Origin of the sequence: Neptunitalea lumnitzerae, assembly GCF_027924185.1 — a bacterium.
GTDB classification, from domain to species: domain Bacteria; phylum Bacteroidota; class Bacteroidia; order Flavobacteriales; family Flavobacteriaceae; genus Neptunitalea; species Neptunitalea lumnitzerae.
Window position 1 is genome coordinate 1 of sequence record NZ_BRVO01000004.1, and the last position, 20,356, is coordinate 20,356.

General features: G+C 32.2%; 17 protein-coding genes and 1 tRNA gene. 3 read left to right on the top strand and 15 right to left on the bottom strand.

Annotated features, from left to right (window positions below; all coding sequences use genetic code 11):
* Positions 1-506 precede the first annotated feature (506 nt).
* Positions 507-2,468: a putative porin gene (locus Y10_RS14785; protein WP_281766192.1), complete on the bottom strand. Its 1,962-nt coding sequence runs from the start codon at positions 2,466-2,468 to the stop codon at positions 507-509.
* 181 nt (positions 2,469-2,649) lie between these two features.
* Here Y10_RS14785 and Y10_RS14790 point away from each other — a divergent pair, with 181 nt between their 5' ends.
* Both Y10_RS14790 and Y10_RS14795 read left to right on the top strand, forming a co-directional pair.
* Positions 2,650-3,246, top strand: a complete 597-nt coding sequence (locus Y10_RS14790) for a ribonuclease HII (protein WP_281766193.1) — start codon at positions 2,650-2,652, stop codon at positions 3,244-3,246.
* 32 nt (positions 3,247-3,278) lie between these two features.
* The gene (locus Y10_RS14795; protein ID WP_281766194.1) at positions 3,279-5,612 is read left to right on the top strand and encodes a hypothetical protein; all 2,334 of its coding nucleotides are present in this window, start codon (positions 3,279-3,281) and stop codon (positions 5,610-5,612) included.
* Between the two features lie 51 nt (positions 5,613-5,663).
* On the opposite strand, the gene Y10_RS14800 is transcribed toward Y10_RS14795, so the two are convergent.
* From Y10_RS14800 to Y10_RS14830, 7 genes are all read right to left on the bottom strand, one after another.
* Entirely contained in the window at positions 5,664-5,921 is a 258-nt protein-coding gene (locus Y10_RS14800) for a hypothetical protein (protein WP_281766195.1), read from the bottom strand.
* A gap of 163 nt (positions 5,922-6,084) precedes the next feature.
* The gene (locus Y10_RS14805) at positions 6,085-7,482 is read right to left on the bottom strand and encodes a TolC family protein (protein ID WP_281766196.1); all 1,398 of its coding nucleotides are present in this window, start codon (positions 7,480-7,482) and stop codon (positions 6,085-6,087) included.
* Between the two features lie 24 nt (positions 7,483-7,506).
* On the bottom strand, positions 7,507-8,874 hold the full coding sequence (locus Y10_RS14810; protein ID WP_281766197.1) for an HlyD family secretion protein: 1,368 nt from the start codon (positions 8,872-8,874) through the stop codon (positions 7,507-7,509).
* Between the two features lie 3 nt (positions 8,875-8,877).
* On the bottom strand, positions 8,878-10,527 hold the full coding sequence (locus Y10_RS14815; RefSeq protein ID WP_281766198.1) for a peptidase domain-containing ABC transporter: 1,650 nt from the start codon (positions 10,525-10,527) through the stop codon (positions 8,878-8,880).
* Complete coding sequence (locus tag Y10_RS14820) at positions 10,524-11,198, bottom strand: TetR/AcrR family transcriptional regulator (protein WP_281766199.1); 675 nt, start codon at positions 11,196-11,198, stop codon at positions 10,524-10,526. Before Y10_RS14820 ends, Y10_RS14815 begins: the two co-directional genes overlap by 4 nt.
* Before the next feature lie 191 nt (positions 11,199-11,389).
* The gene (locus Y10_RS14825) at positions 11,390-12,070 is read right to left on the bottom strand and encodes a response regulator transcription factor (RefSeq protein WP_281766200.1); all 681 of its coding nucleotides are present in this window, start codon (positions 12,068-12,070) and stop codon (positions 11,390-11,392) included.
* The gene (locus Y10_RS14830; RefSeq protein WP_281766201.1) at positions 12,067-13,413 is read right to left on the bottom strand and encodes a sensor histidine kinase; all 1,347 of its coding nucleotides are present in this window, start codon (positions 13,411-13,413) and stop codon (positions 12,067-12,069) included. The genes Y10_RS14825 and Y10_RS14830 overlap by 4 nt, the downstream gene beginning before the upstream one ends.
* 133 nt (positions 13,414-13,546) lie before the next feature.
* On the opposite strand from Y10_RS14830, the gene Y10_RS14835 reads away from it, so the two are divergent.
* The gene (locus tag Y10_RS14835) at positions 13,547-13,954 is read left to right on the top strand and encodes a hypothetical protein (RefSeq protein ID WP_281766202.1); all 408 of its coding nucleotides are present in this window, start codon (positions 13,547-13,549) and stop codon (positions 13,952-13,954) included.
* A gap of 79 nt (positions 13,955-14,033) precedes the next feature.
* Here Y10_RS14835 and Y10_RS14840 read toward each other — a convergent pair whose 3' ends face one another.
* The 7 genes from Y10_RS14840 to Y10_RS14870 all read right to left on the bottom strand — a co-directional run bounded on the left by Y10_RS14840 (position 14,034) and on the right by Y10_RS14870 (position 20,238).
* Positions 14,034-14,396, bottom strand: a complete 363-nt coding sequence (locus Y10_RS14840) for a hypothetical protein (protein ID WP_281766203.1) — start codon at positions 14,394-14,396, stop codon at positions 14,034-14,036.
* A 226-nt stretch (positions 14,397-14,622) separates the two neighbouring features.
* Complete coding sequence (locus tag Y10_RS14845; protein ID WP_281766204.1) at positions 14,623-16,755, bottom strand: PDDEXK family nuclease; 2,133 nt, start codon at positions 16,753-16,755, stop codon at positions 14,623-14,625.
* Positions 16,756-17,225: 470 nt separating this feature from the next.
* Positions 17,226-17,299: transfer RNA gene (locus Y10_RS14850), tRNA-Arg, on the bottom strand.
* Positions 17,300-17,360: 61 nt separating this feature from the next.
* Complete coding sequence (locus Y10_RS14855) at positions 17,361-18,368, bottom strand: LacI family DNA-binding transcriptional regulator (protein ID WP_281766205.1); 1,008 nt, start codon at positions 18,366-18,368, stop codon at positions 17,361-17,363.
* A 149-nt stretch (positions 18,369-18,517) separates the two neighbouring features.
* Positions 18,518-18,793: an ATP-dependent Clp protease adaptor ClpS gene (locus Y10_RS14860; RefSeq protein WP_281766206.1), complete on the bottom strand. Its 276-nt coding sequence runs from the start codon at positions 18,791-18,793 to the stop codon at positions 18,518-18,520.
* Positions 18,794-18,808: 15 nt separating this feature from the next.
* The gene (gene prmA, locus Y10_RS14865; RefSeq protein WP_281766435.1) at positions 18,809-19,648 is read right to left on the bottom strand and encodes a 50S ribosomal protein L11 methyltransferase; all 840 of its coding nucleotides are present in this window, start codon (positions 19,646-19,648) and stop codon (positions 18,809-18,811) included.
* Between the two features lie 113 nt (positions 19,649-19,761).
* The gene (locus tag Y10_RS14870; RefSeq protein WP_281766207.1) at positions 19,762-20,238 is read right to left on the bottom strand and encodes a DUF4168 domain-containing protein; all 477 of its coding nucleotides are present in this window, start codon (positions 20,236-20,238) and stop codon (positions 19,762-19,764) included.
* Positions 20,239-20,356 lie beyond the last annotated feature (118 nt).

A 20,356-nucleotide genomic window follows, 5' to 3' on the forward strand; every position in this document is an offset into this window, starting at 1 on the left:
ATGAATCGCTTAAATAAATACTCAAAATGGATTTGCTTAAATCTTATTTTTTTGACTCTGTATCGCTACAAAATCGTGCTGTCAACAATATTTTCAATGAACTTATCTTCTTTATCTTTTTTGCCTTCTCTCCGAAAGCGGGTGCAAATATAAAAACTTTATTTCTCTTAATCCAAATCTTTTTTCATCTTTTTTTTCGAAACTTCCGTCTCTTAAAAAATCACTCAAAAGCTTTATACTTACTCAATATTTTAAAGAACTGCTTTCTCTGAAAGCGGATGCAAAAGTAGTACTTTATTTTAAACTACAAAACCTTTTTTGAAAAAGTTTCTGTGAGCTTATTGCTAATACCAATCTCTATAGGAACATCGCCCTGAAAGCGGGTGCAAATATAGAAACATTAATAACCTTTTTCCAAGCTTTTCTTAACCTTTTTTTAAATAAAAAGTCTAAGCGCTACAAGACAAGTAGTTACATATAAAAGTTTCTAGAAAAAAGGTAAACCACTATGAGAATAGGTTCCAAACAAGTCCAAAACGAATTACAAAATCTCTATAAGGATTGTTTACCGCAGAATAATAATTGTATTCTGGAGCTATTAAATTATTAATATGTTCTGCCTTGAAAAAGAATCTGGTTTGTCTAATCTTGAAATTAAGAAACAAATCAAATACCGGATACTCCCCTATCTGCGTATCATTTTGAACTGTAAACTCAGATAATAATGGGTTATAAGTATTAGCATAGTACTTTGTAAAGTACTTAAAAGTGATTCCTGTTTCTAAATACAGGTTGTTTTTAAACATTGGTGTAGCAAAGTAAAGTGTATTTCTAGTTACAAACTCTGGTACATTTAAAATATCATCATCTTGCCCCACTTGCTGATACATGATAGTATTATTTAAAGCAAATTTACCAACACGAAACTCCCTCATCAGTTTCAACTTTAAATAATTTATAGTACCACTATATTGTGTAGGGCTAGCAATAAGCATAGAATCTATAGCTCCTACCTCTTCAGAAAAATAAGCATACTTATCTAACAAACTATAGGTAACATCTACATTTGCTATTTTATTCAGTTTTAATTTTGCATTAAAAGTACTAGAGGTCTGCTTCTCAAACGTATCTACATTATACCAATTGTAATCTATATAATCACTCTGATACATTAAGTAATTAAAATTAGGCATACTCGTATTCATATGTAAAGAAGCCTCAATTCCGTTTTTATCATTAAAATTGTAAGAAGCTTTAGCAAATACATCTGTACCACCCATATCTCCAACCACAGTAGTAGATGCTGTACCTTCTAACTTAAAGCCACCTATTTGTTTTGCGTATGTAGCTTGTATGGCCGTTTCGTTATCCTTTAATATATTAGGTATAGTTACACCATCTATAGTAGTAACACTTCTTGTAGAATAATTATAGTTGTAATTGATTACCTTAAAACCTATTTTACCCAACAAGCTATTATTTAATTCAGCAAAAACCTGATTCTCCATAGTTCTTAACTTCATATGATCTCTCATATCTTCACTCAAGTATGCCTCTCCAAAATAATCAGAAACCAATTCATCTGCGTAATAATAAGACTTGGTTTCGTAATTAAAACGATGCCCAACATTCAATATATTGTAACTCAAACTATCTTTATTATTAAGTATAGCATAGGTTTGATTTATAAAGTAACGTTTACTTACCAATTGGTTTTCTGCTTCATCTAAAATTACTTCAAGTCTAGACCTGTCAGTAAAATCATCCTCACCCGAGGTAAAATACTCATTATATAGTAACCCTCCGTTTTCTTCATTACGCAAACTTTGCCCAACAAAATGCGCTTTTAAATCATACCTATCATTTTCAGAGTGATATACTGTACTAAACCTAAAAGCCCCTGCATTAGCCTCTACATTCTGGTACTTCCCTAAAGATTTCATTCCTTTATAAGCTAAATAAAAGTTTAACCTTCTAGAAGTATTAAAAGAAATAGAAGCATCTAATAGCTGTCCTTGCTCAAAAGTGGTCTTAAAAAACAATTCGGTTAAAGGAGTAGGCATACTATGGTACTTAATATCATTTACCCCAAAGTAATTGTAGTATTTAGATTTTTGTCCCATTTGAGGAAACAGACTTGTTTCTTCATCTAAGGTAAGTCTATTATAAGGTTGCCCAACATTAGCAAAAGGCACTAACTCAAAATCATCTCTCCTTAAATAATTAAACTTATAATCTTTATATATAGTAAGTGTAGTATCTACAAAAGTGGTATCATTCTCTAATGTAAATATTTTATAATCTTCAATTCTATTTGGGTTTTTCCACAATCCTGTTTGTACAGTATCTTTAGTAGCCACTAATAACGAATCGTTAGGTTGTGAACTTCCCATAGGAGTATTTAAATTAACCTGTGCCTTAGTAATTCCAAAGACACCCAAAAAAATCAATAAAAAAACAAATCTCATTCTTTTCATTTTATGGCAAAAGTATGTTTTTTAAACGAAAACAGGTTTAAATATATTTCGTTAATTAGCAAAGTAAATCACATGTGGGCTTTACCTCTATTATTATTATGTAAATAGTAATTTAAATTAGCACCCTTGTTACTTTATTTAATTTCTAATAACTAGCAAATATCACACCATTATGCTACAACCTTTTCACCATTGTATTATGGAAGCCGGCACCGATGAAGCAGGAAGAGGGTGCCTTGCCGGACCAGTTACTGCAGCTGCGGTAATTTTAAAAGAAGGTTTTTCTAATACCCTATTAAACGATTCAAAACAACTATCTGAACAAAAGCGTAATTTACTACGCCCTATTATTGAAGAAAGTGCTTTATGTTATGGGGTAGTTCATGTGAGCCCAGCAGAAATTGATGAAATAAATATATTAAATGCTTCTATTAAAGGAATGCATTTGGCTATAGACCAACTTACAACCATTCCTGAATTTATTAGTGTGGATGGTAATAAGTTTAAACCTTATAAAGAAATTACGCATGCATGTATTATAAAAGGAGATGGTAGATATATGAATATTGCCGCCGCCTCTGTACTAGCCAAAACCTATAGAGATGCTTATATGGAACAAATACATGAAGAATACCCGATGTACAATTGGAAAAAAAACAAAGGATACCCCACAAAAGAACACAGAGAAGCCATTAAAAAATATGGTGTTACTAAATACCACAGAACAAGTTTTAAATTGCTACCCGAACAGCTAAAACTTGCTCTTTAAAATATGTATTTTTGTATTAAAGACGCTAAATTATGAAGACCAGGATATTTCTACTATTATTAGTTACACTAATTTTGGCAGCTTGTTCAGACTCCATTCATGAAAATAAAACCATTACAGATTATATACCTGCAACTGCAAACTATGTTTTAAAAGTTAATGATGCCACTTCTTTTAAAGGAGAAATTAGAAACAACGCCTTTTTAGCTACTTCTAATTATGAAGAAGATTTATCGGTAATGGAATCTATAGATTTTATACACACCACCTCTCCTTTTTATATATGTAGAGCCAATGACCAAATTACTTTTGTGTATGAAGTTACCTCTACTGAATTTTCTAAAGATTCTACCGTAACACAAATAAACACACATAATTTAGATAAAAATAAATCTGTTTCCTTAAATATTAACAACACCAACTGGCATCTTGAAAAAAATAAGAACATCTATTTTTTAAAGAATTATGACACCCCGGTAATACTTGATGATAAACATACTAACGGATTACATAATATAGCTAAACTAAGCAATAGTAAAGCCAGTGCTACCTTATTTTACAAAGAACAAACTACCTTATTAACGGCTCTATTCCCTGAACTGAACTCCCTATCTACCGATTGGATGTTTTTTGATATTACCGCAAAACCTAAGGAAGCTTTATTTTCAGGGGTACTACCTACCGTAGAAAAATCACTTGATTCTGTTTTCTACAACAACTCCCCACAAATATCTGAAACAGCTCAATTAGTAGGTGCAAGCAATACACACTTTACGGCTTTTATGTTTGATAATATTGACAACCGTTTTTTTCCTAGTAGTATTGACTCTTTAACCGTTGCTACCATTTCTGAAATTGGTTTTATTGAAAAAGATAATAAAATAACAGCAACCGCATTATTTACATCTTTACCAGATAATCTGCTTTCTTATTATGCCTCTTCTCAATTAGAAGATTATAAGAATACTGCAATTTATCAAATGGAAGCAGATAGCCAACTGATTACTTTAAAGGAATTTACAGAAAAAAGCTTTGAAGCTAACTACTTTTGTAGCGGCACCAATTACCTACTATTTACAAATACGTTAGAAGAACTACAAAGTCAGTTAGATGATATTTTAAACGAAAATGTTTTATCGGAAAAAGAATATTACACTAGCACTCTAGAAAAACTACCTTCTGCTTCTAGTATTCTAAGCGTAAGCATACCGAATGAAACCATATTTAAAAGTTCAAAAAACACTAAAGGTCTAGCTGTTTTACAAGCCACCAAAAGTACTAAAGGTTTTTACGCTACTGCTATTTGTACAGAAACCACCTTAACTAGTCCACAAGTAACTAACCAAGCTATTACCGAAGCAGGCACCTTTAAATTAGACAGTGATATGGCCACCAATCCTATTTTGGTGAAAAATTATATTACTAATTCATTAGACGTAGTTGTGCAAGATGTTAGCAATAACTTATATTTAATTTCTCAAGGTGGCAAAATTCAATGGAAAAGAAAGCTTGATAGTAAAATTCAAGGGGAAATTACTCAAATTGACATGTACAACAATGGAAAGCTTCAGTTAGCTTTTACCACCAAACATAACTTTTACATAGTAACCAGAACTGGTAAAGATGCACCAAACTTTCCTATACATTTTAACGATGAGTTTTCTAACCCCGTTGCTATTTTTGATTATGATTTGAAAAACGATTATCGTTTTCTAATTACTCAAAAAAACAGGCTCTACATGCTTAGCAACAACGGAAAACGAGTTAAAGGTTTTAAACTTAGCAAAACAAGAGGAAATATTATTGCCACACCCCAACACATTAGAGTTGGTAAAAAAGATTATTTAATTGTAAAAACTGATAAAGACAAATTGTATATACTAGACCGCAGAGGACAAATTAGGATTCCTGTTAGTACTGCTATTCAATTTTCTGACAACGAAATGTTTTGGAATAAAGGCTACTTTACCACCACCAATACAAAAGGAAATATAATACGTGTTACAGAAAAAGGTGATGTTAGCGAAGATGCTGCACCTTTAGCACTAAACCATGCTATTACTGCAACACAGGAAACACTGGTTACCTTTACAGAAAATTTACTTACCATTGGAGCCTACCCACTTGTTTTAGATTATGGTGTTTATACCAACCCAAAAATATATAACCTACCCAAAAAGACGGTAATTACATTAACAGACACACAAGGCAACAAAGTATACGCCTACACTACAAAAGGTGAATTACTCAATGGGTTTCCTATATTTGGAAAAGAAGAAGCCTACCTAAAATACAACCCAAATGACAAACTTACTTACCTAGTAGTTAAAGCAGCTAATAACGAACTTATAGTGTATACATTTTAAAAAGAAAAAGCCCGGTTAAACCGGGCTTTTATAAGTTTTAATAGCTGTTGCTTATTCGCAAAGCATAGAAAGTGCTTCTTTAGCATCATCCCAATCAACTCCAGATAATTCTACATCTTCAGTTTCTCCATCTTCATAAGTTACTGTATAGAAATCATCATCACCTGTATGGCAATATTCTTGAGTTTCTCCAAAAAATGTACAACTAAAACAATCTGTAGAAGATCCTCCAGCAGAATCATCATCACTTGAACACCCAACAAAGCATAACGATGCTACGATAGCCGCAGCTAAAAAAAATTTTTTCATAAGAAATTGATTATTTATTGATTATTATTCTTTGACGAAGAAAGCCAAAAAATACGTACTCACCAACTAGGAATTTAAAAAATGTCTAATTATAAAATTTACATTATTTTAACATATAAATAATCAAAAAACAACATACTTCATTAATAAAGTCATAATGAAATTACAATCTACCTAATGTTTTATAAAGTTTTAAAACAGAAACTAAATAAGTATTGATAAGTTCTATATTAGATATTTTAGCTTTTACTAATTTGTTTTCTCTAGTGTTTACGTAGAATATAGAACTTTCTCCCATTTCAAACAGGCGTACCTCAGCATCTAACATTTGCTGGTAAGAAGCTACCAAATCTTCATTAAGTACTACTTGCCCTTGGTAAGAGTCTAACTCTTGGTATTGTGCTCTAATTTTATTTTGTAAACTTTCTTGTTGAAACTGTAAACCATACTCTGCATCTTGTAGCTTAATTTTTGCTAACCGCAACGAAGCCCTTTCTTTTCTTAAAAATATAGGAAAGGAAAATGTAGCTCCTATTTTATAGTCTTCAAACTCATAATCGGTAAAATAATCTGGCTCAGATAGGTAATTATAACTTAGCTCTAATTTAGGTAATAAACTATTTGCCTTTAACTTTCTATCTATCTCCTGAATTCTAATTTTAGTATTTAGCGCATTAATCTTTGGGTGATCTTCTAAAACTTGCTCTTGCTCTAGCGGGTTTACCCCAAGTATATCTACCAACTGCCCCGTAAGCTCTAGTTGCGGAATCATACGCTCGTCCAACTCTAACGGAATATTATCTTCCGTCCATATATAATTAGACAATTCTAACCTACTCTTAACAAGTTTCAATTCAGCTTGCGCTAGTTCCAGTTTTCTAGTCTTTACATTTATTCCTGTTTCTACGCTGTCTATGGAAGCCAAACCTCCTAAATTGATAGATCTTTTTGTCCAATCTAACCGTATTTCTGCATTTTCTAAAAAAGCCTTATACAGAGCTACTTTCTCATAATTCTGTTTCCAATCCATATAGGCTACTGACGCCTCATAGATAACCTCAAGAGCTGCTAGTGTTTGCTCATAAGAACCTAACTCTACATATAGCTTTCCTTTTTTCAGTTCTGCCATACGCTCATTAATCCACAAGCCTTGCCCTACAGGTACGGTAACTCCTAAAGAAGTAAGTCCGCCACTAGGGGTTCCGTTTTGCGGATTCAAATACACCCCTTCATTATTATCAAAAGCAGCTTTTATCTCAATACCATACCAAGTTGGTATTTTAAATGTACCATTGAATAACGAGTAATAGTCGTATCCATGGTAATCTTTTTTAGAAAAGTCTGCCTGAATTTTAGGATCAAACGCCCCTCTTGCTTTTAACAACTTAGCTTCAGATTCAGAAAGAATCAAATTAGCCTGTTTAACCAAAGGGTGAAACTTTTTTACATGCGCTAAAAACTCTTCATAAGTAAATTCTTCTGGGAGGTCTTCAACCTGTCCAATCACAGAATTTACACTTAAAAAAGCAAAGAGTATAAAACTACAAATTTTCTTAATCATAGAATTTAGATAAACTATATCTTATTATTTTTTCTTCTTTTTAGCATCGGCTGCCTTGTCTCCTTCTTTTGCCGGGTTGTAAAAGTTAGGAGGGAAACCATTTAGTGTTCTCCATAACTCAAACCAAATAGGCACATCTTGTAACAACGCAATGGTTTGTGCCCCTGCCCCAATACTTAATTGTTTTGGCCAATTTTTTTCTTCCGGGTCTGGTGCTATCAAAACTCTGTATTTACCATTATCACTAATAAAGTTTTCCTTAGCCACAATAACACCTCCAAAAGTACCATACGAAACACCTGGCCATCCGCTAAATACAATAGTAGGCCAACCATCAAACCAAATTCTTACTTTCTCTCCTTTTTTAATTAAAGGGAAGTTTAACGGATCTACATACGTCTCTACCGCTATCTGGTAATCAGAAGGCATAATACTTACAATAGAAGTACCTTCTTTAATAGTTTCCCCAATACCCGATTGCAAGGCACGGTTTACATACCCATTCTGTGGAGCAGTGATATAATACATTCCGTTTCTAATTACATAATTAGCATATTGCGTACGTAATTTGCTTACTTGAGATTCGGTATCGTATTGTGTACTAATAGCTGTTTGCCTGTCACTTTTCGCCTTTGCTAATTTTTCGGCATACGTAGCTTGTACCCTATTAATTTCTACCTCTGCATTTAATAGCTCGTTTTGGCTTACAACATATTTATTTTCTTGGGTAATAACCTTTGCTTGCATTTGTTGTAGTTTCACCTTTTTCTCTTCTACATAGGTCATAGGTTTTAACCCCTCAGCATTTAAATTAAAAGCACGATTGTATTGGGTTTCTGCAATAGTTAACTGCGTTTTCACCGCTTCTAGATCAATACTATCACTCTTCATTTTTAAGAGTGCTTGTTTACGCTTGTTCTGTGCTTGTTGCATTTTAAGCCCTCGCTCTTTATCTATAGCTGCTATTTGTATGGTTAAAGCTGCTACTTTATCTCCGTACGATTGCAAAGCACTTTCTTTAGCACGCATTTGATTCCCCGTATTTTCAACCAAATTAGGATCAAAATAAGATTCTTTAATTTCCGACAAACGCATAATGGTATCTCCCCTATTCACAAAGTCACCTTCTTGCACATACCATTCTTCTACTTTACCTGGTATAATATTATGAATGGTCTGTGGTCTTTGTCCGGGTTTTAATGTAGTTACATAGCCAGAACCCTTTATGTTCTGAGTCCATGGTAAGAAAAATACCAAAATGATTAGGATACAAACAATCCATACTATCTTTCTTATAACTTGATAGTGTTTATTGTCTGCAAATATTTGAGTAGACTTATACTTACTCTTGTCTACGTACTTATCTATATGATTGTTAGATATATTCAGCATAAGTTATTTTTTTAATTCGCCCTCTTCTAAAAGGAAACGTTTGTTACACTTCTTTTTCCAATACGGATTTTTAGAAATTACTACCAACGTCCAATTCTTATCTTCTGCCGTTAAGTAGTCAATAATTTCATGAGCCGATATTTCATCAACTTTTTCTAAAGGCTCTTCTAGATACAATATTTTAGGATCTGAAATAATGCATCTGGCTAAAAGTATTTTTTGAACCACTGAAGAATTCAACTGCTTCCCTTCAGAATGTACTTGTGTTTCTAAACCATTAGGTAACGAACGTATATAAGCATCTAACTTTAAAGCTTCCAACACTTCATTCACTTGTTGCAATTCTATATTCGGATTTTTACAAGTAATGTTTTCTAGTATGGTACCCTCAAAAACATTATCATTAATAGTAATACTCCCTATGTTAGATCTATACTCGTCTATAGCAAACTTCTTATAATTGGTATTATTAATAAATACAGTTCCACCAGTAGGCTCAATAACTCTACTTAACAAACGTATTAAAGTGGTTTTACCAGAACCATTTTCCCCATCAATAATTATTTTATCACCCTGATTTATGGTTAACGAGATATTCTTAAGAATAGGTTGTTCTCTATCAGGAAATGAATACGATAATTTTTCTGCCTCTATACAAAGCTTATCATCATTTAAATTATATCCTACAGTTCCTGTTTCATCTTCTAACTCCATATCTACTACCTTCCCTATTTTTTCTAAAGAAGTAAGTACATCATAGAACAACTCAATACCACCAAACAGTTTTTCAACTGCGGTTATAATGGTAAGAATTATAATTTCTGCTGCTACAAACTGCCCAATATTCATTTGTTGACTAAGCACCAACAATCCTCCTATAATTAGTAGACCAGCAGTAATTAAAACTTTGAACCCTGTTAACTGAATAAACTGACGTCTTAATATGGTAAAGTGACTCTCTCTGTGGTCTAAGTAAGATGATACCAAACGGTCGTTTTTATCTAATGAATAATTAAATAACTTTTCATTTTTAAAGCTTAAGTGATTTCTAGCAATTTCTTGCAACCAGTGTGCTACCTTATATTTATAATTAGACTCATCTAAGCTGGTATTTAAACCAGAATAAAAGTTTACTCTAAAAATTAAATACAATAAGAAAATCAAGAAAATACCAAAGAATATAAAAAACGTGTGGTATAACGATAATAATAAGATACCAAATAATATTTGTAATGCTGCTCCCGAAATATCTAGTAATAGTTTAGAAGTACCTTTTTGCACATTTAAGGTATCAAAAAAACGGTTGGCTAATTCTGGTGGCGAATAGTTGTATAGCTTACTAAACTTAATTTTAGGAAAACGGTATGCAAACTCAAAAGACGAGCGTACAAATATTTTCTGTTGTAAGTTTTCAATTATGCGGTATTGCATTATTTTAAATATACCTACCAAAGCAACACCAGCAACTACTATTATTACCAGTACTACCCATGACGTACTAACTTTACCCGCTTGCAAAAAATTAATAATAGATTGTATACCTAGTGGTAGCGACAAACTTATAATTCCGGACAAGATGGAATACAGGATGATTTGATAAATATCTTTCTTATCAATCCTCAATAAATTTTTGAATCGTTGTATAGGGGTCATAGCAAAATTTTGTTTATACTTTGAATGTAAAACTCGGTAAGATCTTTGCCTTCTTCAGCAAAGTCGGTTATTGTTTGAAAATGAACTTTTAAATAATGTTGATGTAGGGCCCCTTCTACTATAGAAGAAGCTAAACTTTTTACATAAGGATACGCTGGGTTTACCTCTACCATTAACTGCGATAGCAAACAAATTACGTTTTTGTATACCTTAAAAAAACCATCTTTGTTTTCTTCATCAACTTCTTTCGTTAAAAACGTTTTGGTAAACTCGGCAATAATAATACGGTTTAGTACCGACTCATTAATATACACCGTACGGTCATCGTCTAATACCTCACCGGTTACAATTCTAATTCCTCGGTGCAATCTATCTAAAGGATCTTGTACATTGTTAATGGCAAAAATCATTCGGTATTCTACCCACGACCAATACCAAGAAGATAAGTACAACAACAGTTTATGCTTGTTTTCAAAATAACGGTACACAGAACTCTCGTTGCTACCAATGCGCTCTCCTAACTTTTTAAAGGTAAAGGACTCAAAGCCTATCTCATCTATAAGCAAGATGCTATTTTCTAAAATACGCTTTCCTAAGTTACTCGTCTCGGGGTCTTTAACAAACAACTTATCGTTTATAACCAAATGAATATTTCTTGGTATTACTTCCATTTCATGAATCTTATAATAATCAACCTCTCAAATATAATAGTATTACTATTAAAATATGGAGGTTTAACAATTATTTTAGAAAGTAGCAGTGTTAAAATAATGATTCTGAAACAGAAAGGCACCTGCCGATAACATTTACCTAACAAATTTGTTAAAAAACAAACTTACCAATACACTACAAGGTTATCTGATTAAGAAAATAAAAAACGATAGCCTACACCCCGTATACTTTCTATTTTTATAGAAACATCTTGAGATAAGTATTTACGAAGTCTACTAATAAAAACATCTAAACTTCTGGCTGAAAAGAAATCTACCTCTTCCCATAGGTGATTTAGTATTGCCTCCTTTTTAATAATATGCGCGCGGTTTACGTACAGAAACTCTAATAACTGAGCTTCCTTTTCGGTTAGTACCTTTTCAAAACCAGGTGCTGTTAATAACAAATTTGCCACATCAAACGTATACAACCCTATACTGTAGCTAGTGGATTGAGGAGAAGTTGTAACTGTAGTCCTTTTTAAAATATTCTGAATTCTCAGTATTAATTCATCTGCATCAAAGGGTTTGGTTATATAATCATCTGCACCAAGTTGAAGTCCTTTTATAATATCATCTTTCATTTTTCTGGCAGTCACAAAAATAAAAGGTAAGGTAGTATGTGTTATTTTTAATTTTTCAGCAAGCTCAAAACCATCTTCATCAGGCATCATTACATCTAGTACTGCAATATCAAAGTTATTCTCTTTTAATGCCCGCCTAGCCTCTACGCCATTAAACGCTCTTACCACATAAAACTTATTTAACTCCAGATATTGTTTTAGTAAGTTCCCTAAATCTAAATCGTCTTCTACTAATAGTACTTTAATCATAGCGGTAATTTTATCGTAAACACACTTCCTTTTCCTACTTCGCTAGTAACTGCTAATGCACCTCCTAATTGTTGCATTAATTGCTTACTCAAATACAAACCAAGTCCTAAACCTTTCACCCCATGCCTGGTACCTTCAGGTACTCGGTAAAATTTATCGAATATATGCTTCTGCTCTTTTAAAGAAATTCCAGCACCCTCATCTATCACCTTTATATAGCAATAAGATTTATGCTGATAGGCACTGACGCTAATCTTACTTTGCTCCGGACTATACTTTACCGCATTCTCTAATAAATTATACAGCACCCGTTGCAGCAAGTAAACATCGGTTTGTAGTTTGGGTAATTCCTCTGGCACGTCTAAACGTAAGATATGGTTCTTCACATCAAAATCTTTACAAACATTTTTTAATACTGTTACTACATCAACCGTTTCCTTGTGCACTTGTTCTGTTATTACACTTTCCAATACCCTATCGGTTATATATTGCATGCGTTTATGTTGCCGCTCTAAAGTAGCAATCAACTCTTCCCGTTTCTCTCTATCAGCTATAAAAGCCTCATTTTTTAAAGACTTTGTAATTAAGGCTATTGAGGTTATGGGTGTTTTAAGTTCGTGAGTAATATTATTAGCAAAATCGGTTTTCACCTCGGCAACTTTACGCTCTTTTAAAATTGCCTTATACATACTATAAAACAATAGCACCACTGCCAACAATAAGGACGATGCCGCTATAAGCATCCAGCGCATTCTATAAAAAACCTGCTGCTCCCAATTAGCAGCACTAAAAACAACATCATAATACCCCCAATAGGCAACATTTACATCATCATTGGAATAGGTAGAATAGAAATTACTATTGTTTAAGTTAAACCCCTTGGTTGTATTGGCAGCACCAAAAAACACCATAGGTGGTTCGGTAGTTTTTAAAATGGTATCGGTTATACCGTTAATACTTACATATAACTGATGATACCTAAAACTTAATGCTACACCGGTTAATAGAGAGTCCTGATATAATTCTGAAGCAATATACGCATCTCCGTGCTGCTTTATACTATCAATCTTAGTACGAATTGTTTGTTTAAAATCTGGTTTTGATAAAGAACCACTCTCTCTTTGTACTATTAACTTTTTTAAAGACTCTTCTAAAGAGTCTTGCAAGCTATCTAATACTGCTGCATTTACTATGGGGTTTACATGCGCCTTTACTTCTGCTATATATTCCTTCTTCTGTAAATTATAGGTATTATGAATTAAATAGTATTGTATAGACACCAACCCTATTAATACAATAGCACACACCACTACCAGTACTTTTATTTTATTTCTACTACTCATCTGTACAAAAATAAGAAGTAAAGTACGTATTTACTTTACAAACCCAGCCATTAACCCTTCATTAACCATCGGTTAACCTATTTTGTTTTCAATAGGCTTCATCTTTGTATCTCAATCTTAAAACAGTATAGTTATGAAAACATTAGTATGTATTTTAATTATGGCGGTACAAGCCGTTAGCCTTAATGCACAATCTGCAAGTCATTCTGTAAGCAAGAGCAAAAGCTCTTCTTCACACGTATCTATTTCGGCAAAAGATAACGGAACCGAGTACAGTTACCGTGCTTCTTTTGACGATGTACTTACCGAAAAAGTAAGGAAAACCATTACCGCAACACTAGGAACACCCAACGATGCCACCCAACGTACCGCAATTTGGGAAACCAATGCCTACGAAATTATGCTAAGAAACGGTAAGGTAACCATTGAATTAGAAAAGGCAAACACTAGCAAAGCACAATGTACTACCATTAAAGATTTGGGAGATCAGATTTCGGAAGTACTAGGTTCACCAAAAACACCCGAACCACCTAAACACTAAGTAACACTACACTTAGTTCTCATTTAAAATCTAAAAACCCCTGCTTATGGTAAGTAGGGGTTTTTAGATTTTATCGGTACTATTCTTTCATCCAATATTCTTGAAGCCTCTTCTTAACTATATCAAACTCCTTTTGCTTCATCCAATTGCGTTCTATCAAGTGTATTCCTTGTCTGCTTTCTATCACAATTACATTACCGTAGGTGTCGAACTCTCCAATTTCTGTAATTTCACTAAAGTTCAGTTTTGTTCTGTCTTTCCATCGTCCCGGAATTTCAATAAAGTCAGTTCCTATTTTTAGTTTACCTATATTAAATTTCCTTATGAATATAGTCAAAAATCCAATTCCCATACCTAACCCCAACACTGAGAAAATCCCAACAATAATAACGAACCAAAGCTCGTCAGCTTTTAATAAAGCTATTCCAAAGATAGAAAACATGATGAGTCCGCAAAGTCCCACGAACAAGTACTTGATTGGTGGTTGATATTTATATTCTTTAATCATATTTAAAAAAGCACTAGACAACTTTGTATACTATAGATTTGCTATTTTGTAATAACTAGGACAAGTAAAATTACTGTCCTTTATGCGTGTGCGATTGTTTCGAAAGGCACAAAGCCTCAATTGTTGTTATACGGTGTTACCTGCAGGCTTTTATTCCTATTTAAAATGGTGGTTCAATATTTTCTTTAGTTAGTTTTTTAATAAATACATTATTTCTGTTTTTAGCCCTCTCAAGAAGAGTAGAATATTTCACTACTTCTGTATAAAGAGAACCGTCTTTTCCTTCGTTGCTATAAATTCCAGCGATAGTTTTAGATGGTCTAAATAAATAATCAAAATTATAAGCGTTTTTAAAATCAGCATCATAAGCTCTAACATCATTTGGCTCAATTTTTTCTCCAATTAAATACCCATAAAAAGTAGTTAGTTTCATATCTGGAATTGAAAAATTTCTCAAAAGTGTTGCGTAATTATTTATTTGATTTAAATGGTCAGAAACACTAACGTCAGGGTTTTTAAATTCAATAATTATACATTTCTCTTCTTGTGGAAATAATAGAATATCAGGTCTTTTATGAAGCCTGTTTTCTCCAATAGAAGTTATAAATTGAGTTTCTTCTTCAGATAAATCTTCTCTAATTATATTTTCTCCTTTAAATTTGATTTCAGATAATTTTGACTCTGAAATTCCTTGAAAATATATAAAATCTTCATTTATAATCCACAAATCACTTTTATCAGGTGTTGTTGCGTTTTGTTGAAAAATTAGATTATGTAATAATGCTTCATCTTTATTTCTTGAACCATCATTTTGAATTGATAATTTTCTGTTTAAAATTAAAGAGAATAATTCCAGAACAAGTTTTCTTCTAGCAATATAATGTGTTAAATCGGCTTTATTTTGTTGAGGAATTACTTTAGCTATTCTTTCAATTTCAGTATCTAGTGTTTCAGAATAATTTTCAGAAGTAGTATCTAGGTGATTTAGTCTTTCAATACTACTTTTTAAATTCGAATCTAAATCAGCCTTTTTTTTTGCTTCAGCAGTGTAAAATTTTTCTAATATTTTTTTATCACTATCGTTTATAGAAATTTCAATTTCTGAATCTTCTGGCAATAAAAACATTTCCTTAAGGTTTTTAATGTCTAATTGATGTTGTTCTTGAATTTTTTCTATTTGTGGATATAAATTGTTGATTGTGCCATTTATTTCCATTTCTAAAAGATTTAGAATTATAACTTCTTCATTAAACATATTTGGATCATTTGAAAAAATATCATTGTTGGGAATATTTATTTCTCCTCTTTCATTAGTGTCTTTGTTATCTAAATATTCACTAGAAACCAAAAAAAGAAAATGACTATCATCAATTACTTCATCTTTAGAAAGAGAAGATAAATTGACTTCAAAGTTTTCTACTACTTCGTGTTTACTTGTTAGTTTTAAATCATTTTGCTTTAAAAATGATTTATCCAATTTGTATGAATTTATTGTAAATGTTTCATGATTTTCAGTTTCAATGATGCTTTTTGCATCATCAGATAATTTTGAATAATGAACTTTTACATTATCTGTTTTGTCAATTTTTGGAATGTCAGATTTTGATATTGTTGAATGACTTTCTTTATCGTTAAATACATAATGTTCTAAAATAATTTCAGGCAAACTATTTTTGTTTAAACAGAAGTATTGAATGTATCTTTTTAAAAGAGAATCTTTTAAATTGACATCATTTAAAGTATGATATATGTTTCTAGTTTGGTCTAAAAGACCTTCGAAAGTGAGAATTGTTCCAGAAGATTTAGCCTCAATTTCAATATCTTTTTTGTGAAAAATTATGGAGTTTTTTTTAAGGTAATCTTCTTTTTTTGAAACATAAAATTCTCTTTCTCTATATTTTCCACTTTTTAAATATATGCTCTTTATTTGAGTAGTATCAAAATAATGAGTGTATTGTATTCTTCCAGAACCAAGATTTTTAAATCCTTTTGTAAAATCTTTATATGTATTGAATCTCTTAAATTCTTTATCATCAAAACCAACTCCGTTGTCACTTATTTGAAGTTTAGAAAAAGTATAACTTTGGTCTGTATTTTGAGTTGAATATATTTTTATTTCAATTTTTCCTTTGAAATCTTTGTCTATTTTTTCCTTAATTCGAATTGCTTCAAGTGAATTAGTAAAAGCTTCATAAACTGGTTGTAACGAAACTTTCGAGCGTTTAACATCTCTTATTACTCCTTCATAATAAACTCCATCTCCACTTATAAATGTGTTATTTTCAAATTTCATTTTCAAATCTTGATATGTGAGTAAAGTATGTTTATTTTCCTGATTTTTTTGATAACGAATGTTTTTTTCGGCTTGCAGGTAACTCGTTATATTACGGATAAATATACACAATATTCCATGTTATTTTCCGCATAAGAGAAACTTTTGTTTATTATTTGTACAACTCAAATATAAAGCTTTACACGTAAATATTTTACGGATAACCATAAAAAGTAAACTGATAAAACAAGTCGCATCACGCCGTTGCACATGCTATTCGCATTTAGTTAGTGCAGTTATCCTTATTACAACAAAACTACTTTAATATGTCTTCGGTGAAGTGTATCAGATGCCACCCCTTTAAATAGCTTTAGAAATCCAAGTTTAGTACCTTTCTAGGCTACCAAGCGAGTGAAGAATGCCTGGTTGGTTCTACAAAACCCTATAAAACACAAAACCCTAACACTTAACGTATTAGGGTTTTATTTTTGTGACCTCGACAGGATTCAAACCTGTAACCTTCTGAGCCGTAATCAGATGCGCTATTCAGTTGCGCCACGAGGCCGTTTTGCGGGTGCAAATATATACATTTAATTAACTTCCTAAAACTTTTTTAGAGAAAATTTTTAGCGAGAAGTATCTTTTATTGCTAAGGTAGTTTCTATCACCTCCTTATTCAGCAACTTAGAGTTTCCAATTTTTATTTTGTCTACAATCATATCTACCGCAATTTGCCCAATTTTCTCAGGATATTGGTTAATATAAGACACTCTAGGATGTATTAATCTGTTGAATTGTTTGTTTACATACCCTATTAAAGAAATCTCTTCTTTGTATGTTTTACCTAACATAGACACCACAGCATTGGCTAAAGATGTAGACTCAATATCTACACCTAACACTGCATCTACCTTTTTAGTATCTAGCGCTTCGTATAGCATACTTTTAAGCACCGTATTATCGTCTGCCTCTAATATGGTACCATTTACCTCCGGATTGTCTGTTATAAACTTCTCAAACGCTTCTTTACGCTTTTTACCAACACTTACATCTGGTATTGCCGATGCTAATACAATATCTCTAGCACCTTTTTCATATAAATAATCTAAGGCACTAATAATACTTTTATAATCGTCTACCGAAACCGAGTCAAATTCTAAATTATCATCTACCCTATCAAAAATTAATACTGGCGTATTCATATTCTTAATGGCATTAAAATGATCAAATTTCTTTTTCTTAAAAGTTTCATCAGAAGGACACACAATAAGTCCGTCTACCAAACCTTTAGATAAGATTTTAAGACTCTCCTCTTCTTCTTTTAACGTCTCGTTGGTAAAGAAGGTAACAATTCTATAGCCGTAGCTTTTGGCATGAATTTCAATATTCTTTAATACTGAAGCAAAAAATGAATTTTGAATATCAGGTATAATTACACCAATCGTGTAGGTAGCACTATTTTTTAAACTTAACGCTATCTGATTGGGGGTATAACCACGCAATGCTGCATATTCCTTAACCTTCTTCTTAGTTTTTTCACTAATCTCTGAACTATCGTTTAACGATTTTGATACAGTAGAAAATGAAACTCCTAAATCTCTTGCTATTTCCTTTATGGTAATTGGTTTGTTCATCAGATAATTTTGGGCAAAAATATAAAAATCAATGATTTGAAATCATTTTGTGAAACTTAATTTTTACTAATTTAATAAAAATTTAAGCTTTTCGAAACAAAAAAAACAACGATAATGTTTAAACACTCAAAAAAACACAAGTGTTTTTATCACACTATTTCAGCACTTAATCCTGCCTCTAACATAAGGCTACATCTAGGTTTTAAGTCTTCGTAATCTCCTGTTTTTACAGTACATTTACCTTTATAATGTACTATAATAGAGCATTGCTCAGCTTGTTCAGAGGTATGGTCACAAGCACGGATTAATGTTTCAATAACATGATCAAAAGTATTTACATCATCATTATACAACACAATCTCATTCTGATCTTTGATCTCCTCTTCAAGTAATAAATCCTCTAAATACTGTTCTTGTGTACTCATATTCATTGTTTTACACTAATTTACATATTTTGCGGCAATCCAATTATTTTTTTCAAAATTTTCAGCAAACTTTAACCCTTCTCCTTCACAACATTCGGTAATCATAGGTAAATCTTCGCTGTAGAAACCGCTTAATAATAATGTTCCGCCTTTTGCTAAATACTTTGTATAGGTTGAAATATCATCTAACAAAATATTACGATTAATGTTGGCTATAATAACATCATACGTTTGTTTTCTATCCTCTAGAACTTGTTTATCCCCTTCAAAAACGTTGATGTCTGCACAATTATTGCGCTCACAATTCTCAATAGAGTTTAGGTAGCACCAGTTATCAATATCTATAGCATCTACCAGGGTAGCACCTTTCATAGCTGCTAAAATAGCAAGCACTCCTGTACCACAGCCCATATCTAGCACACGGTTGTTTTCTACATTCATTTGTAGCAAATGCTTAATCATCATAAAAGTAGTTTCATGGTGCCCGGTACCAAAGCTCATTTTAGGCTCTATCACTATTTCATAAGCTACCGCAGTTTCATCATGAAATGGTGCACGTACCACGCAGGTATCATCTACCACAATAGGATGAAAGTTTTTCTCCCACTCCTCGTTCCAATTCACTTGCTCTACATCCTCTATTTCTGTAGTAATATCAAATTCTCCAGATTCTAGAATATAAATATCTTCCAATACATTCGGCACCCATAATTCAGTTTGAATATAGGCAGATAATCCTTCTTCAGTTTCCACAAAACTATCAAATCCTCTTTCAGATAATTCTGCAATCAATATTTCTGAAGCCGGTTCTTTAGGGCTCATTTTAAAATGATATCCTTTATAAGCATTTAGCATACGTACTATTTTTTGCAAAGGTACTAATTAAAACTACTTGAACCTTGTTTAAAATAAAAGAGCGAAGTGTAGTACACTTCGCTCTTTACTATTCTTTTCTAAAGTAATCTTAGTTATCCTTGTGTTTTTTCAAGTGCAGATACTCTTTCTGTTATTAATGTCTGTAATTTTTGTTGTAGTTCTGTACTTGCCTGTATTTTACCAGCCAACGCTTGGTAAGTATCAATAGTCATTCCATTAGCGGTAACAATCTGAGTCATTTTAGCTTCTAACGCTGGTTGCATAGCTTCTAATTTACCCATTACAGTTTCAAAAGATTTCATTTCTTCTTCGGTTGCATCTACCGTTGCATCAGGGTTTACTTGTGCTTGTTGTATCACTTGAAAACGTTCTACACTTAACCCACTATCTTCTACAACTTTCACCATATCTTGCTGAATTTTCATGTTCTCCATTTGAATGGCCATATACACATCAGCAAAGGTTCCTAAATCTTCATTAGACACTTCTGTTGTAGTTTGTGCTGTCATGCTCAACAGTCCAAATACACTTAACAGCATGCATAACTTTACACTTAAAAACTTTCTCATTTACTTTTCCTTTTAATTATTATAATAGTATTAAGAATGCCAAACTAACATAATTAATATAGAGCACCTAGAAAATGGAGCATCTTAACATAGATTTAAAATAATTTTACAATAAAAA